We start from the raw sequence: 19,264 nt of genomic DNA, 5'->3' as shown, positions 1-19,264 counted from the left end.
TGGGGGGTAACTTACTGGTGATACTTGAATCCAGTGTTAAAATTTGACCCGCAGCAGGGCCGGGAGTGTCTAACGGTGGAATTCGACGGCGACTTGGAACGTCTTCTGGATCGGAGGTTGAGGCGATAGGTGCGGGCGTGGCGGATGCTGCTGGTGTGGCGATAGGCGCGATCGGAGTTGGAATTGCTATGGGAGTTGGAATTGCTATGGGAGTTGGAATTGCTATGGGAGTTGGAATTGCGATCGGAGTCGGAATTGCGATCGGAGTCGGAATTGCGATCGGAGTCGGAATTGCGATCGGAGTCGGAATTGCGATCGGAGTTGGAATTGCTATGGGAGTCGGAATTGCGATCGGAGTCGGAATTGCGATCGGAGTCGGAACCACAATCGGAGTGGGAGTTGGACTCGGAGTTTGAATTGCGATCGGAGTGGGAGTTGGACTCGGAGTCGGAACCACAATCGGAGTGGGAGTTGGACTCGAGTGGGAGTTGGACTCGGAGTTTGAATTGCGATCGGAGTGGGAGTTGGACTCGGAGTTTGAATTGCGATCGGAGTGGGAGTTGGACTCGGAGTTTGAACCACAACCGGAGTGGGAGTTGGATTTGGAGTTGGAGTTGCGATCGGAGTGGGAGTTGGATTTGGAGTTGGAATCGGAGTTGGAGTTGGAGTTGGATCGATCCCATCATCAGTAGGAAATACAATACTAGGCACACCACTAGCTGTACGAGGAAACGACTGCGATGTAATGCTAGATTGCCCAGTTGTAATTGCAGCCGCCGTACCATTTATAGTTGCATTTCCCACGACAAACGGTTGAATCACTCCCCCTCCATCTCCTCCAGTGTGGGCAATTGAAATATTTCCTCCACCGGTGCCACCAGCAGTGGAAATACTAGCAAATCCTGTCGGCGAAAAAGTTGTTGGGAAAGAGCCTGTAGCTCGGAAAAAATTTCCCGCGACGGCTGTAACATTGCCGCCCTTGCCGTTAGTACCGCCTTGGGCATTGATGAAACCGACTTGAATATCGCCGATCGGATCTAGGAACACATTGCCACCATTTCCGGCTGTACCGCTGGAGTTAATTTGTCCTGCTGTAATTGAAGTTATCGCCTTAACAGTGATGTTCCCGCCCGTACTTCCCGATGTATTCAAATTACCTGCTGTGAAAACGTTACCGCTTTTGAAGAAAATTTCTCCACCATTAGTAGTAACGTTTTTAACGCTGATATCGCCAGTGGCAGTAATATTAACGTTGATATTCTCGCTCGTACTTCCCGATGTATTCAAATTACCTGCTGTGAAAACGTTACCGCTTTTGAAGAAAATTTCTCCACCATTAGTAGTAATATTTTTAACCGTGATATCGCCGTTGGAAGTAATATTAACTTTGCCTGCGGTTACATCTCCCAATAAGTTGAATGTTTTCGTGTTTTGTGCTGTCACTTGTGCTGCATTAATTGTCGAATTGGCTGTGACATCGCCAGCATTTTTAATCAGAATATTTCCTAATTTGCTGCTGGCGCCCACCGATCCATTGAAAGTGATGCTGCCACTACCAGAGTCCAGAGTTAGGTTCCGGGCCGCATCTATACTGTCGATCGCACTTCCAAACGCAATATTCCCCCCAGCCGTGCTCAATACAGCATCATTCGTCAGCCCGATCGCACCATCAATATTGATATTGCCGTTATTCGTGGTAACATTGCCACCCAATTTAGTATTTAAGGCAGTCACATTCAAACCTGTCAGTGGCGTTGTTTTTCCGATATCTCCTTGCAGCAGCACATTACCTTTAGTAGCATTGATGTTCAAGCGCCGAGATCCATCGATCGCACCTGCGACACTAACATTACCTGTGTCACTACTGAGAATGACATCACTGCCGAGTTGGACTTTGCCGTTAAGAGTAAGACTGCTGTTGTCTTTGCCGGTAATATTGGCGTTAAGTGCGATCGTACCAGTTCCCGTTTGAATCGTGACTGGATCGGAAAAAGTGCGATCGCTAGGAATAGTAATATTACCGGTGCCATCCGATCGCCCGATCGCGATCGAGCTAAATCCCTTTTGAATCAACTTAATTTCCGATGGAGTCAAATCTAAAGCGGGAGTAGTGTTATCAGTTCCTCCAACCACAATATTTTGTCCTGCTGTTGCCGGTTGCAGTGTGAGCGCACCAGTACCAGAAACTGGCCCAGCAAAATTAATTTCACCTGCTTTTAAAGTCAGCGGGTTACTTCCTGCCGACAAACTCGAATCGAAAGCAATAGTTGCATTTCCTAGTGTAAAAGTTACAGCAGCATTTAATGTCACTGCATCTCCGTAAGTTTGATTGCCGGTTGTCGTGACATTTCCCTTTACCTGAGTTGTCCCGCCTGCATCTGTAGTCAAACTCGCTGCATTGATCGTTTGATTAAATGCGGTTGTTCCTGTAGAGTTAGTTGTTAAATTGCCGAGATCCTTTGGACTTCCAACTGCACCGTTGAATGTAATATTACCACTACCCGCATTGACTTTCAAATCCCCGCTACCGTCAACTGTATTGTTGAAAGTAACGTCGCTACCTGCTTTGAGAATCGGATTGTTGGCGATTGTAACTGCATCTGTGTAGGTTTGAGAGCCGGTTGTCGTGACATCTCCCTTCAGTTGAGTTGTGCCGCCACCACCAGCAGTCAAACTTGCGGCATTGACTGTTTTATTAAATGCAGTTGTTCCTTTAGATAGAGTTGTTAAATTGCCGATCGCACTTTTATCCCCAACTGCATCCTTAAATGTAACATCACCAGTAGTCCCATCCACAGTCAAATCGCTGATGTTATTAGACTTAACAGTATTATTGAAAGTAATGCCTGTGCCTGAGAGAGTGAGATTCTTGGCAGTCGTGACAGCATCTCCATAGGTTTGAGGGCCGGTGGTAGTGACATCGCCATTGAGTGTAGTTGTGCCACCACCATCTGTAATCAAACTTGCGGCATTGACTGTTTTATTAAATGCAGTTATTCCTTGAGAGTTAACTTTAAGATTGCCGATCGTACTTAGATTCCCAACTGCACTACTGAACGTAACATCACCAGTACCCCCATCCACAGTAAAATCGCTGCCACTGTTACTAAGGTTAACAATATTCTTGAAAGTAATGCCATTACCTGCTGTGAGAGTTGGATTTATTTTGGTGATTGTAACTGTATTTTGATAGGTTTGACTGCCGGTGGTTGTCACATTACCATTGAGTATAGTTGTACCGCCAGTATCTGTAGTCAAACTTGCAGCATTGACTGTTTCATTGAATAGAATTGTTCCTTGAGAGTTAACTTTAAGATTGCCGATCGCACTTTTATCCCCAACTGCACCGGTGAATATAATATTTCCCGTACCTGCCGTTAAACTTAGGTCTTTGGTTCCTGTCAGTGCGCCCTTGACGGTGTTGTTGAACAGAATATTTGCACCTGCACCTGTGTTGACAGAAGCATTATCTTGGACGAGTACAGGACTTTTGAAAGTGATATCTTGCTTGATGGTGCTAACGCCTGCGTTGAGTGTTGTCTTGCCGTCAAAAACGATCGAGGCATTATCTTTTCCGGTGAGTGGTTGATTGATAACGATCGCACCGCCGGGAGATTTAACAGTCACCGGATCTTGGAAACTGTGAGGTCTGTCAAAGGTAATTGTACCAGTGCCGTCTGTTCTGCCGATCGCGATCGAACTAAATCCATTCTTCAGGGCATCTTGAAACGGCTGTTCCACATACATAGTATTGGCAGCAGGAAGATTAGGTTTTACTTTGAAGCTAATATCACCCTTTGGGTCAAACGGTTGCAGAGAAAAAGTCCCCGTACCTTGAACAACCCCTTGAAAGTTAGCATCTGTCCCAATCAAAGTAATATTTCCCGTACCAGAACTTATATTTTTTACGTCAACTTTATTAAAAGCTTTGAGAGTGATATCTGCGCCCGTACCCGCAGAACTCGTATCAAGCGAACCCAATGCCGTTGTAATATTGCCCTTATTGCTCGTAAGCGCGATCGCCCCTCCGGGATTCTTAGTAGTAATATTGGCCGTGGCAATATCGCCAGTTGTTTTGATACTTATAGCGCCAGTGCTGGTAATATTGGCTTCTGGATTTACCCCAAGTGCAGCCAAGGGATTAGTGTCACCGACAGGCCCGTTAAAATTGATAGTACCAGTTCCAGCAGTAATATTTAATTTATTGTTGCCGTCAACAGTGCCGCCAAAGGTAATATTCCCACCGCTGAGGTTTTTAGTGTTGAGAGTGACATCATTACCGAGGGAAACTTTGCCGACAAACGAGATACTCTTGTCTTGAGTAGTAATTGGGCCATTGACTGCGATCGCGCCTCCGCTTGGAGATTGCAAAGTTGTCGAGTAAGGGAAAGTAACACCAGCGGGGTTAATGGCGATCGTCCCCTTCCCGTCAGCCCGTCCGATTACCATTTCATTAAACCCCTTGAACCGTGCAAGTTCAGCATTCCTGAGCTGCAAAACATTAGGATCATCGAGATCGGTGCCGCCAACAGTAATACCTAAACTCGGCGTCAGAGGTTGCAACCGAATTGTACCAGCACCCTTGACTTCAGATGGGGCTAACAGTTGAATTCGATCGCCTGTCAAAGTAACATTTCCGCCGGTGCCTTTGGATTCCACCAACCCTAAAATTGCAATGCCGATGTTGTCCTTCCCGCTTCCCTTACCTGTTCCAGTAAACGTGATATCCCCACTTTTGGTCGATCCAACTTGAGCCGGAGCATCAATATTTATCCCTTGATTATTATTCCCCTTCCCATCACCGCCAACACCGTTTAGAGTCACTTTCCCGGTGCCTGTGGATTCCACCAACCCTTGAATCAGAATGCCGGTGTTGTTATCCCCGCTTCCCTTGCCTGTTCCAGTAAACGTGATATCCCCAGTGTTCGTCGATCGAACTTGAGCAGGAAAAGAAATCAATATCCCTTCATTATTGTTATTCCCATTCCCATCACTGGCAACACCGTTTAGAGTCACTTTCCCAATGCCTGTGGATTCCACCAACCCTAAAATCGCAATGCCCGTGTTGTTATCCCCGCTCCCCGAACCTGTTCCAGTCAGGGTAATATCTCCATCCTTCGATAGAACCTTCGATCGAACTGGTAAGCCATTGTTAGCAATAAATATCCCTCCAGTGCTACCTATCCCATTACCACCCGTACCCGTCAGGTTGACTTTTCCCGTCCCCGTTGATTCCACCAAGTCGTTATTCACTAACCGGATGCCGTATTTAGCAGATCCGCTGCCAATACCAGTGAAAGTAATATCACCATCGACTGAAGTTATCGTAGAGCTACGCAAAACTATCCCGTCACTATTGAGACTACTACCGCTAGTCCCATTGAGGGTAATTTTTCCTGTTCCAGTTGTTGTTAACGTGCCAGTAAATATCTCAAGACCAGTGTTGTTTGCTGTGTTTCCTGCACTACCATTGAGGTCAATGTTTCCACCATTAGCATTGATTTTTCCACCAACATTAATTCCTGGTGTAGTGGCAACATTCGCGCGACCAATACCTGTAAAATTCCCACCATTTGTATTGATCGTCACATTGCCAATGGTGAGACTACCACCATTGAGATTGTCGGCATCAGCATTCAGAGTAACGTTACCTGCTTTAGTTGTAATATTAGCCTTGACATCAATGTTGTTATTAGCTAAAGCCGTCAATCCAACTCCCGGAGTAGCTATATTGACCGGAGCATTAAAAGTAATATCATTGGTAGCTTGCAAAATCACATTAGTCGCAGCACTATTAATTAGAGCAGCATCAATCGTATTTCCCCCAATGTCAGGATCGGCAAATTGATCTACCTGAGTTAGTGCAGTAAAAGTTCCCGCGCCATTTTGAATCGTAATATTTGTGGGATCGAGCAACAATAATCCAGGATTACCGTTAGCAGCCAGAGTATTAACATTGCCTCGGAAGTCTAAAAATTGTTTTCCCGACACCTCCACAAACCCGCCATTCCCCGACAACAAGCCACCTCGGGCAGTAATATTGCCATTAAACCGAGTAGTTTCATCAGCCCAAACGATCGCTCGCCCGCCATTCCCGTTGCTAATCGCATCCACATTAATCGTCGAATCTGCACTCACAAATGTCCGCAAAGCATTCGGTACAGTCCCCAAACCCTGAAAATCTCCCCCAATCAGTACATTCCCACCGCCGTTAATACCCGAAGCATCGATGTTAGCCGCGATCGCACCTACACGATCGCCCAATATGCTAACATTACCCCCAGTATTACCCGAGACGTTGATACTGCCGCTGGCGATCGCAGTTCCAGGCACAACAGGCACAGCCACATTCCCCGCCAGCACCACATCCCCATTGGCATTTACCGTCAAATTCGTTGCTTGTTCCTGGCTTTTTCCAGTCAGCAACTGCGGCAAAGATAGCACTGGCTGCGCGAAATTATTCGGCAAGGAACTTTGGCTAGCTGTCGGCTGAATTTCCAGACTCAGCAAATTTCCGGTTTGAGCGATCCGTACCAAATTTTGACCGGGTACGGCCATCACGGTAATATTGCCAGACGGCGCAGTTAACTGACCGGTATTGACTACCGTACCACCGATTAAACTTAAACTTTGACCGGGCGCCACCGTCAAATTCCCTGCATTTACAATGCTTCCTGCTTGCGGACTGGTAAATGCGAAACTGTTCGGATTCCCGATTAAGCTTGCCCAGTTGTTATTGCCGATCGCACTAAACCACTGATTGTTCCCAAAACCAATACCTGTCGCCGCCGTAGCGTTAAAAGAACCAGGTACGTTGAGCAGGGCATTCTGCCCAAAAATTATCCCCGACGGATTCATCAAAAACAGGTTAGAATTGCCACCTGTCACTTGAATTAAGCCGTTGATTAGAGAAGGATTTCCCCCGTTAATTCTTCCTAAAATATTTTGAATGTTGGGATTGGTTAAAAAGTTTGCCGTTTGACCGGAACTGAGACCAAACTGAGTAAAACTGTGAAACAGGTTAGCTTTATCTCCGCCCAATGACCCCCCGGTAATGTCGTAGCGATCGCCATTGGGTGTCACGACGGTGTTCGTGCCGTCTGCTGCTGGGGTGATGGGTTGCGCGGAAGCGGAACCAGCCGCTGCATTGAGCCAGCCAACTATGAATAACCATCCGAGCAAATGTAGTTTGTTGGCTGCCATTGTGTTTAAAGATTTGTGCTAAAAGTGCGATGTATTTATCTATCCTTAGTCTTACTCCTCAAAGTTCCTCATTTGAAATACTCACCGTGCTGAAGCAACGGTGATTCTTGACGCTTCATCGGGGAAAAGCTACCGAAGTAGTCTGACAGTCCCTCTGCGCCCGTTTAGAGTCGTGGCGATTCCCCATCCCGACTTTCTCAATATTCTTAGCGGCGTTTTCATCTCTATCTTGCTCAGTACCGCAATTCAAACAAAGCACTGAGCGAATAGACAAATCGATTTGCCCCCACTTAAAACCGCAGTCTGAACAAACCTGACTGGTAGGTTCCCATCGACTGATGACCTTGAACTCTCTGCCAAACTTCTCTGATTTAGCCTCGCACAAAGTTCGGAATTCATACCATCCTTGTTGGCTAATTGCTCTTGAGAGTTTGCGATTCTTTACCATGCCAGACACATTTAAATCTTCCAAAACAATCACTTGGTTTTCGTTGATTACTTTGGTTGACAACTTGTGTAAGAAATCTTTGCGAGTATCGGCAATTTTATTGTGCAGCTTGGCGATTCTAATGCGAGTTACATTCCTTCTCTTGGAATCTTTGGGCTGACGGGCTAACTTGCGTTGCAATTTGCGAACTTTGCGGTCTAGTTTTTTATAGCTAGGGCTTTCGGCTTTCTCGCCGTTGCTCATCACCGCAAAGGTTTTGATTCCTAAATCGATTCCGATGCTGGGGTTTTTAGCCTCAGATGAAATGGGTTGAATTTCTATTACAAAGCTCAGCAAATAACGATTTGCACAATCCTTGATTACCGTGACGGAACTAGGTTCAGATGGTAACGCCCTCGACCAAATCGGATTGACAATTCCAATCTTGGCTAGATAAACTCCATCACCTTTGATTGAAAATCCTCCAACTCTAAAACGCGCCGATTGACTGCTGGTTCTTTTTTTGAACTTAGGATATCCGACTTTACGACCTTTTCTCTTTCCCTTGCAGGAGTTGAAAAAGTTCTTAAAAGCAATATCCAGGTCGGCAACTGATTGTTGCAGCGGGACGCACGACACGTCTCCCAGCCAAGCCCTTTCTTCAGTATTTTTAGCCCCAGTTATGACGATTTTTTGCAAATCTGCCGAACTTGGTTTTTTGTCTGACTGTTTGCAAAGTGCGAGCGCATCGTTCCAGACTACCCGGACGCAGCCAAACAACCGAGCTAGGCTCTGCTGTTGTTGGTCGGTTGGGTAAAATCTGTAACGAAATCTTGCTTTCACGGGTTGTGTTAAAATTGGTCTATTATTTGATTATATATTGGTCTACAGGCAATGACAACTATTTACTTACCGCCGAGAACGGCATTCTGTTACAGAACTTAAAATGCACTTGGTCTGCGTGACAAAGTACCGTCGGCCTGTATTTACGGGCGAAAGTCTTGATTTGATTGAAAAAACGTTTCGAGAGGTTGCTGAAAAAATGAATTTTCAGGTTCTGGAGTTTAATGGTGAAGGTAATCACATTCATGCGCTGATTGAGTATCCGCCTAAACTTTCTATCTCTCAAATAGTGAATGCTTTGAAAGGAGTTTCTAGCCGTCGCTACGGACAGGCTGGATACAAAAAACCTCACAAAGAAGCTTTATGGAGTCCTAGCTATTTTGCGGTTTCTGTAGGGGGCGCGCCTCTAGAAGTCTTAAAGGAATATATTAAAAATCAAGAAAAGCCGTCCTAGAAGGACGGGGCTTGTATCCCAATTTTTTGGTCAGTTAGGTAAGTTCGGAATCTTGCATATGGTAGCTTACCAAGGACTGCCGATCAGGGTGAAACTACTCCAGTAGTAAGGATGAGAAAAATCTTGGTTTCTTTGTTTGATATTAGCTGGTAAATTCAACTTCCCTCCTGTTGTCACTAACTGTTGGTTTTTAATTCCAACTTGACGAGCAATCATTGCTTGTTGAGCAAGTTGCAGGGTTTCTGCCTTAGTTGTGCCTCCTCGAAGTTGGTAGTAAAATTCGCTCATCAGTCCCAAAGTGCCTCCATCGTCAACATACCACAAACTCCCTAGGGCAGATGCAGCGCCGGATTTGACCGCTAAACCTCCAAAACCTAACTCTGATTCGCGATCGCCCAAAGCAGTTGTACAAGCACTCAATACTAACAAGTCTACCTGCGGATTGCGCCAATTTAAACTTCCCATATCATTGAGTCGCAATTTAGAATTCCAGAGTTGAATGTAGGAATTACTCGCTTTTCCTGGTTGGAATTCCGCATGGGTTGCTAGGTGAACAATCCGAAATTCTCCCTTGGCGTGTTCGGAGTTGAGTGTATCTAAGGTGAAAGCTGAATTGAGGAAAAATGGCCCCTGCAACTGACCAGAAATCATCTGCAATTCTAGGGGGACGCTGGGTAATGGCTTTTTGTCCACAAATTCCGATCGTCCCATTGCTAGCACTCTGGTGCTATTAACCGATTTGTAATTAGTGTTAGTGGCACTAAAACTCGGAATTAGGCTGAAATTGTATTTTTGAATCAAGAAGCCTTTACCGTCGTGCAAAGCGGCAAAAGGTACACTCCGCAATCCCGGATCTACTGACAGCAATAAAGTCTTAATTCCTAACCTTTCTAAGTCTTTTTCTAGAGGTGCGATCGCCCATTTATACAGTTGCTGGGCGGAGGGTAGATAACTGGTAGTATTGCGTTTGGCGGGAGTGGTGATTTCATCCCGCAACTCTTTGACAACCGGGAAAAGAGCTGCTCTGTTGGCTTCCGGAACGCTGTAGTGAATCGATCGCCCTACGGGAGGAATTAAAATTAGTTCCAGTCGATCGACTCGCGAGACCATGTAGATAATACCAGACCGCTTGCCGGTTTGCTGTTCGATATTTCTTAATGTTTCTTGGAATGTCGGAACCAAGAGTTGTTCGTCTGGGAGGTTGCTTTTTATCCCCAGGTATGATTCAAATTCTTGATTCCTCAGTCCTTCGACTCCCCAGACTATTTTCTGGATGTCGTTAGTTTCAAAAAGTCGATCGGGAGACGAGACATATCCCAGCGCTAAACGAGAATTAGAGTTGGCTGCTGGCGCTGATTCGTTGCTGCTTTGTGTTGGCTGTGATTCGCCCGAGGGCAAGTTACTGATGATACTAGAATCAAGTCTTAAAATGCGATCGTTAACAACACCGGAACTGTTTAGGCGTGGAATACTCCGGGGCTGCAAGTCTTCTGTTTCGGGGGTTGAGGGTGTAGCTGCCGGTGTGGGTGTAGCTGCGGGTGCGGACGATGCTGATGCTGCTGTTCCTACTGTGCTGCCACGTGCGATCGACAATGGGTTAGAATCGATCGCAGGTACTGCTGCTTCTGTTGTTGTCGGCGAAACTGTCGAGCGATTTGTCGGCGCAATTCCTTCGGTTGTCGGCGAAACTGTCGATCGATTTGTCGGCGCAATTCCTTCGGTTGTCGGCGAAACACTTGTCGGCGCAATTCCTTCGGTTGTCGGCGAAACTGTCGAGCGATTTGTCGGCGCAATTCCTTCGGTTGTCGGCGAAACTGTCGAGCGATTTGTCGGCGGAATGATGTCAGTTATGGGCGACGAAATTGTTGACCGATTTGTCGGCGGAATAAGACCCTCGATCTGCCCATTTGTCGGCGGAATATTTTCCGAGATTAGCCCATTTGTCGGCGGAATGATACCAGTGTTCGGCCCATTCGGCCCATTTGTCGGCGGAATGATACCAGTGTTCGGCCCATTTGTCGGCGGAATGATACCAGTGTTCGGCCCATTTGTCGGCGGAATGATACCAGTGTTTGGCCCATTTGTCGGCGGAATGATGCCCGTGTTTGGCCCATTTGTTGGCGGAATGATACCAGTGTTTGGCCCATTTGTTGGCGGAATGATGCCCGTGTTCGGCCCATTTGTCGGCGGAATGATACCCGTGTTTGGCCCATTTGTCGGCGGAATGATACCAGTGTTCGGCCCATTTGTCGGCGGAATGATACCCGTGTTTGGCCCATTTGTTGGCGGAATTACTTCAGGTGTCGGCCCATTTGTCGGCGGAATGATGCCCGTGTTTGGCCCATTTGTTGGCGGAATTACTTCAGGTGTCGGCCCATTTGTCGGCGGAATTACTTCAGGTGTCGGCCCATTTGTCGGCGGAATTACTTCAGGTGTCGGCGGGATTGGCTGCCGATTTGTTGGCGCTGGATCTTTGCCGTCGTCAGTCAACAACACAATATTACCCACAATACTAGAACGCGGAAACGACTGCGATGTAATTCTAGATTGTCCAGTTGTAATTGCACCCGCCGTACCGTTAATAGTAGTATCTCCCACGACAAACGGTTGAATCGGTGGGCCTTGATCTCCACCAGCGTGCACAATTGTAATTTTGCCACCACCGGCGCCACCCGCAGTAGAAATACTAGCAAATCCTGTCGGCGAAAGTGCGGTGGAAAAACCACCTGTAGCGCGGAAAAAATTCCCCGTCGAAATAAACACATCGCCACCAGTGCCACGCGTACCGCCTTGGGCATTAATTGACTCTACTTGAAGATCGCCGATCGGATCTAAGAACACATTGCCACCATTTCCGGCTGTACCGAAGGAGGTAATTTTTCCCGCCGTAATTGAATTTAAAGCTTTAACGGTAATGTTCCCGCCAGTATTTCCCGCTGTATTCAAATCTCTAGCATTCACTTTTCCGGTAGGGCTCGAAAGCTCGATTGTCCCTCCATTTTGCCCGTTTGAAGCAGTGACATTTCCCAACAAATTGATATTTCCGGTGCTATTTACTTGCAAGCTTTGCGCGTTAATATTCGAGTTTGCTGTAACATCCGCAGCATTGGCTGTCAGATTTCCTAGGGCTGTGGTTGCGCCCACCGATCCATTGAAAGTGATGCTGCCGCTACCTGCTGCGAGATTTAGATTCCGGGCGCCATCTATACTGTCGATCGCACCCCCAAAGCCAATATTCCCGCCAGCAGTCTTGAATACAGCATCTTTCGTCAACCCGAGAGAACCGTTAATATTGATATTGCTGTTATTAGTGGTAACATTGCCACCCAACTTAGTATTTAAGGCAGTAACATTCAAACCTGTCAGTGGTGTTGTGTTTCCGATATTTCCTTGCAGCAGCACATTGCCTTTAGTAGCATTGATGTTCAAGCGCCGAGATCCATCGATCGCACCTGCGATACTAACATTACCGACGGCACTGCTGAGAGCGACATCATTGCCGAGTTTGACATTATTGCTGTTAAGAGCAATACTGCTGTTGTCATTTCCGGTAATATTGGCGTTAAGTGCGATCGTACCAGTTCCCGTTTGAATCGTGACTGGGGCGGTAAAAGTGAGATCGTTAGGAATGGTAATATTGCCACTACCATTCAATTTCCCGATCGCGATCGAGCTAAATCCCTTTTGAATCAAATTAATTTCCGATGCCGTCAAATCTAAAGCGGGAGTAGTGTTGTCGGTGCCACCAACCACAATATTTTGTCCTGCCTTTGTCGGTTGCAACGCTAGCGAGGCCGTACCAGAAACCTTATCGGAAAAATTAATTTCACTTGCTGTTAAATTCAGCGAGTTACTTCCTGCTGCTAAAGTCGAACCGAAAGCAATAGTTGCATCTCCCGGTGTAAAACTTACAGGAGCTTTTAGTGTCACCGGGCCTTGAAAACTGATGTTATCATTAGTTGTGGCGATATTGCCGCTAACCGCAACAGTTCCCGCCCCTTTTTGACTGAATGCACCGTCTAAATTCAGGTTTTTCTCAATATTGAGATTAACCTTATTGGTAATTGTGAGCGCCCCGTCATTGGTGGTTGTGACAATTCCTTTGAGATTAACATTGTCAGCAGCAATACCGAGATTGCCAGCTACGTCAACAGTCTTGTTGAAAGTAATATCGGTGCCTGCGAGAATCGGATTGTTGGCAATTGTCACTGCATCTGCATAAGTTTGACCGCCAGTTGTCGTAACACTGCCACCTAAAGATGTTTTGCTGTTGGCAGTTAAACTTGTCAGAGGAGTTGTTTTGCCGATCGCACTTGTGAAGGTAACATTACCGCTAGCCGCCTTCACCGTCAAATCGCTGCCACCATCAACAGTATTGTTAAAAGTTAATTCGCTACCTGACAGAATCGGATTATTGGCAATCGTGACTGCATCGTTATAGGTTTGAGGGTTAGTTGTAGTGACATTTCCCTTCACTTGAGTTGTGCCACCCGCATCTGTAGTCAAACTCGCGGCCTTGACTGTTTGATTAAATGCAGTTATTCCTTGAGAGTTAGCTTTCAGATTGCCGATCGCACTTGCAGCCCCAACTGCACCGCTGAATGTAATATTGCCACTACCCGAATTCACAGTCAAATCGCCAGTGCCGTCAACATTATTATTGAAAGTCACAGCGCTGCCTGACAGAATCGGATTGTTGGCAATTGTGACAGCATCTCCATAGGTTTGAGGGCCAGTTGTAATGACATTGCCCTTGAGTATAGTTGTACCAACCGCATTGGTAGTGACGCTGGCAGAACTGACAGTATTAAATGTGGTTGTACCTGTAGAGTTAGCTGTCAGATTGCCGATCGCACTTAGAGTCCCAACTGCACCGCTAAATGTAATATTACCGCTACCCCCATTCACAGTCAAATTGCTGCTACCGTTCACAGTATCGTTGAAAGTAACGCCCGTGCCTGCGAGAATTGGATTGTTGGCAATCGTGACAGCATCTCCATAGGTTTGAGCGCCGGTGGTAGTCACATTGCCATTTAATTCAGTTTTGCCGCCAGCATTGGTAGTGAAACTGCTAGCAGTGACAGCATTAAATGTAGCCGTACCACCACTGTTGACAATAATATTTCCTAAGGGTACGGTATTACCTATAGCACCTTTCACCGCAATATTTACCGTACCTGTTTCTAAAGTGAGATTGCCACTGCCATCAATATTATCATTCAACAGAATCTTGCCACTTGCTGAATTTCCATTGCCGATCAAGACGCTATCTCCGACTAAGACATTACCCTTAATGGTGATATCTTGAGCGGCGGTGGTAATATTTCCCTTCAGGTTATTAGTAGTAGCGTTGAGAGTAACTGAAGCATCATCAGTTCCCGAAATTGCTTGAGCTTTATTTACAAAAATTGTGCCTTGAGTATTGAAAGTCACAGGATCTTTGAAAACAGCAGGCAAATTGTCTACCGTGATATTGCCTGCGGTAGTATTAGTTCCGATCGCAATTCCACTAAATCCATTAGCCAAGGAGGAGAAAAATTGTTTTCCTAAATCGATCGCCTTCGGATCGTCAGCAAGTGCATCCTGGAAGCGAATTCCGACATTAGGCGAAGACGGCGCAATTGACAAAGTACCCTTACCCTGTACGGAATCTGGGCCTCCCGAAAAGCTCATGTCATTACCGCTAATGCTAATATTTCCCGTACCGGACAATCCCCTAGCATCAATGATATTGATCCGAACTAGATTGGGTGTGGCGATCGCGATATCGCCACCCGCACCGTTCGTAGAACTAGAGTTCCAAACTACTCCGGGATCTGCTAAAATGTTGCCTGTTTTACCGGTGAGGGTAATTTTTCCACCATCGCCCGCCGTGGAACTTGAGTTAAGATTACCAGGAGTAATATTGTTCGCACTCAGTGCAATCGGGCCGCCACTTCCAGTAGTAGAACTGGTATCGATCGCCCCTGTGGAACTCCTCGTAATGTTACCATTGTTGCTCGTAAGCGCGATCGCCCGTCCGGGATTCGTAATATTGCCTGTAGTAATATCGCCAGTAGTGGTAATCGCGATCGGACTGGTACTGGTAACATTCTGAGAATTGACTATTGTCAGGGAACCCAAAGGCACAGTCCCCCCAACAGCCCCGTTAAGATTAATAATACCTGTTCCCGAAGTCAAAGTTAGCTTCCCATCGCCGTCAACAGTTCCCTTAAAATTAATGTCGCCTGCCTTCGTCAACCCAGTATCGAGAGTGACATTAGAACCCTGAACGAGAGACACTTTACCACCAAAGGTAATATTCTGTTCGTTGGTGACAACATTTGCATTTAAGTTAGTAGTGGCAGCATCAAAACTAATTGAAGCGTTATTTATACCTTTAATGTTGCCATTGACTGCAATTGTGCCGCTAGTTGTGGCGTTAGTTTGGGGAGATCGAAATGTAACCGGAAAATCAAAAGTAACAGCACTGGGGTCAGCAATTGCGATCGTCCCACTGCCGTCCGCCCGCCCGACAATCATTTGGGAAAATCCCTTGAAAGCTGCGAGTTCAGTAGTGCTGAGATTCAAATCAGCAGAATTACCGGCAGTGCCAACAGTAATACCTAAACTCGGAGTCAGAGGTTGCAACAGAATAGTACCGTTGCCTTTGACTTGAGACGTGGGTGAAACCGTAATTGCATCACTGGTCAAAGTAACATCATTACCGGTTCCTGCCGTCAGGTTGATGTTGCTATTATTCAGGTTAATTTCATTAGTACCGCTTGGCCCATTACCAGTCAGAGCAACATTTCCCACCGTCGATTTGAGCGCTCCATTATTCAGATAAATTGCCGCCGAACCGATTGCTGCCTTACCATTCAGATCGATACTTGCCTTCGTCGATTCTACTGCTGAATTACCCTCAACAATAATGCCATAATTTGTTTTATTGATACCAGTCCCCGCACCTGTGCCAGTCATGGCGATATTTCCACTCGCCGATCGCACGTTAGAATTAGCAACAGATATCCCGCTGTTATTGTCTGTGCCCGCACCAGCCGTACCGTTGAAAGAAATACTTCCGCTTCCAGTTGATTCAACTAACGATCCATTTAGAAGTGGTACCTCTGACGACGGCAGGTTTTCCATGCGAATACCGTGGTTACCAATTCCAGTGCCACCACCTGTCCCTGCGAAACTGATGTTTCCATTGTTTGATAGCACTTTGGCGGCGTTAATCAATATCCCGGAGTTATTGTTTTTGCCCGCACCGCCGGTACCGCTGAAACTAATACTTCCAATGCCTGTTGATTGCACTAAGGCCGCGTTGTCGATCGCAATACCGTAATTACTGCTTCCACTGCTGCCACCTTTTCCAATAAGACTGATATCTCCATCGAATGATTTAACGCTGCTATTTGTCTCAATAGATATCCCTCTATTGCTGCCATTAATCCCATTGCCGCCCGTACCAGTCAGGCCAACTTTTCCCGTCCCCGTTGATTCCACCACGGCATTACTCAAAATCAGAATGCCGTTACCAGATCCGCTGCCGTTACCAATCAGTGTAATCTCACCATTGGCTGAACTTATAGTAGGCCCGCGCAAAATTATCCCGTCACTATTGAGGCTGGTACCGCTAGTGCCAGTAAGGGTAATCTTTCCCGTTCCAGTAGTTACTAAAGTAGGTGTAATGGTTCCGCCAGATACCTGAAGGCCGACGTTGATTGCCGTGTTTCCTGCACTACTACCAGTGAGGTCAATATTCCCACCACCAGCATTAATCGTACCACCATTAATATTAATCCCATTTCCATTGACAGTATTCCCGCGGCCAATACCGGTAAAATTGCCACCATTTGTATTAATCGTCGCATTGGTAATGGTGACATTACCACCGGCGAGATTGTCGGTATCAGCATTCAGGGTGATATTGCCTCCCTGAGTTGTGATATTGTTGTTAACAAATATGCTATTACTGGCATTCAGAGTCAGGGAATTTTTATTAGCCCAAGCAATCGGAGCGCTAACTGTAATATCCCCTGCACTCGCACCAAGAGATGTAGTAGAAATAGTGACATTACCTAAACCCAATTGCGTTTGCAGCGTCCCGTTATTAATTGTAGCCGTAGGCGCAGCGATACCGGGAGTAAACACTCCTCCCCCGAATGCACCGGCTGCATCCGGAGCTGTGCTAATAGTAATATTAGTAGGATCTAACAATAAGGTTCCGGCACTGCCGACAGTCGATCGCAAATCCACCAACCCAGCGAAATCCAGCGATTGTTTTCCCGATACCTCCACAAACCCGCCATTCCCAGAAAACAAGCCACCTCGGGCAGTAATATTCCCATTAAAACGAGTAGTTTCATCAGCCCAAACGATCGCTCGCCCGCCATTACCGTTGCTAATCGCATCCACATTAATCGTCGAATCTGCACTCACAAATGTCCGCAAAGCATTCGGTACAGTCCCCAAACCCTGAAAATCTCCGCCAATCAGTACATTCCCGCCGCCGTTAATACCCGAAGCATCGATGTTAGCCGCGATCGCACCTACCCGATCGCCCAATATGCTAACATTACCCCCAGTATTGCCCGAGACATTGATACTGCCGCTGGCGATCGCAGTTCCCGCCACAACAGGCACAGCCAAATTCCCCGCCAGCACCACATCCCCATTGGCATTTACCGTCAAATTCGTTGCTTGTTCCTGGCCTTTTCCTGTCAGTAACTCCGGCAAAGATAACACCGGTTGCGTCCAATTATTCGGCAGCGATCCCCCAGTTGCTGTTGGTTGAACATCCAAACTCAATAAATTACCAGCTTGAGAAATCCGCACCAAATTTTGACCGGGTACAGCCGTAATCAGAACACCGCCTCCTGGCGCGTTTAGCTGGCCGGTATTCACAACCGTCCCCCCCGTCAAACTTAAACTTTGACCGGGTGCCACCGTCAAATTCCCGGCATTTACAATGCTTCCTGCTTGCGGACTGGTAAATGCGAAACTGTTCGGATTCCCGATTAAAGCTGCCCAGTTGTTATTGGCGATCGCACTAAACCACTGATTGTTCCCAAAACCGATACCTGTCGCCGCCGTGGCGTTAAAAGAACCCGGTACGTTGAGGCTGGCATTTTGTCCGAAAATTATCCCCGACGGATTCATCAAAAACAGGTTGGAATTGCCGCCTGTAACTTGAATTAAGCCGTTGATTACAGAAGGATTTCCTCCGTTAATTCTTCCTAAGATATTTTGAATGTTGGGATTGGTTAAAAAGTTTGCCGTTTGACCGGAACTGAGACCAAACTGAGTAAAACTGTGAAACAGGTTAGCCTTGTCACCGCCCAATGACCCCCCGGAAATGTCGTAGCGATTGCCGTTGGGTGTCACGACTGTATTCGTGCCGTCTGGTGCGGGGGTGATGGGTTGCGCGGAAGCCGAGCCGGCCGCTGCATTGAGGCAGCCAAGTATGAATAACCATCCGAGCAAATTTAGTTTGTTGGCTGCCATTGTGGTTAAAGATCTGTGCTAAAAGTGCGATCGTATTTATCTTTCCCTATTCTGACTCATGAAGGTTCCTCCTGTCAATAGGATTTACGGTATTTTGCCTCGAAAAAATATAGCAAATCCGCAGGAAATCTATCTATTTAATTACCATAAATAATTGGTTTAAAGCCGGAACCCTTTTAAGGATAAATTAAAAGCAGACTATTCATTACTCCAATCCTCTTCTTTCCTTTGTCAAGTGCTATCAACTGTCAACTATCAACTGTCAACTGTCAGTTGTCAACTGTCAACTGTCAACTGTCAACTGTCAACTGTCAGTTGTCAACTGTCAACTGTCAACTGTCAGTTGAACAACCTTGACGATTAGCAGTCAAAAATGCGTAAGTACCGATCGCCAGTGAAAGCAACTTGCTGCTAGTGCCAAACAACTCGCTCCAATTCCTACTCTGGACAGCGCCACAGCCGATTCCAGGGCGAGCAGCTTGCAGTCCGCTTCCAGGAGCAACTCACCCAACAGCCAAATTTTTCTGAGAAACTTTATAAGTTTGGGATGAGCTTTACCAAAATTTTACAAAAATTGACTAAAAAAATTTATATATTTTTGATGAAAGCTAATATTTGCAAGTCTTCCAGTCAATTTGAGACAGTTAGCGATACCAATAGATGTAGTAGCTTGTAAATCTATACTGAGTGAAAATCTGGCTGTGACAGATGAAAGTAGTCTGCCACTAGAGTGTCAGTGAAAACTCTTAAAACAAGCACTCATTGACTCAAAAAAACACCTAAGTGATATCAGTCCGTAGAGTCACTGCCGTAGAGTCTGTTTTGTCGGTTTGACGATCGCCCTT

General features: G+C 46.4%; 3 protein-coding genes and 1 pseudogene. 1 reads left to right on the top strand and 3 read right to left on the bottom strand.

All coding sequences use genetic code 11. The features are described 5' to 3' along the window. Positions 1-330: 330 nt before the first annotated feature. The gene (locus JGK07_RS02940; protein ID WP_293290711.1) at positions 331-7,203 is read right to left on the bottom strand and encodes a filamentous hemagglutinin N-terminal domain-containing protein; all 6,873 of its coding nucleotides are present in this window, start codon (positions 7,201-7,203) and stop codon (positions 331-333) included. 115 nt (positions 7,204-7,318) lie between these two features. Continuing rightward, entirely contained in the window at positions 7,319-8,473 is a 1,155-nt protein-coding gene (locus JGK07_RS02935) for a transposase (protein WP_293204737.1), read from the bottom strand. A gap of 70 nt (positions 8,474-8,543) precedes the next feature. Between JGK07_RS02935 and tnpA the strand changes: the two are divergent. Continuing rightward, positions 8,544-8,927: pseudogene (gene tnpA / locus JGK07_RS02930) on the top strand (IS200/IS605 family transposase); the annotation flags it as partial. Between the two features lie 66 nt (positions 8,928-8,993). On the opposite strand, the gene JGK07_RS02925 reads toward tnpA, so the two are convergent. Continuing rightward, positions 8,994-18,419 carry a CHAT domain-containing protein gene (locus JGK07_RS02925; protein ID WP_293290708.1) on the bottom strand — a complete coding sequence of 3,142 codons (9,426 nt, stop codon included), beginning with the start codon at positions 18,417-18,419 and terminating at the stop codon, positions 8,994-8,996. Positions 18,420-19,264 lie beyond the last annotated feature (845 nt).

It is taken from the genome of Microcoleus sp. PH2017_24_DOB_U_A, assembly GCF_020738205.1.
In the GTDB taxonomy this organism is placed as follows: Bacteria; Cyanobacteriota; Cyanobacteriia; order Cyanobacteriales; family Microcoleaceae; genus Microcoleus.
Note: the sequence above shows the minus strand (reverse complement) of the source record. Positions and strands in the feature narration are given on the sequence as shown.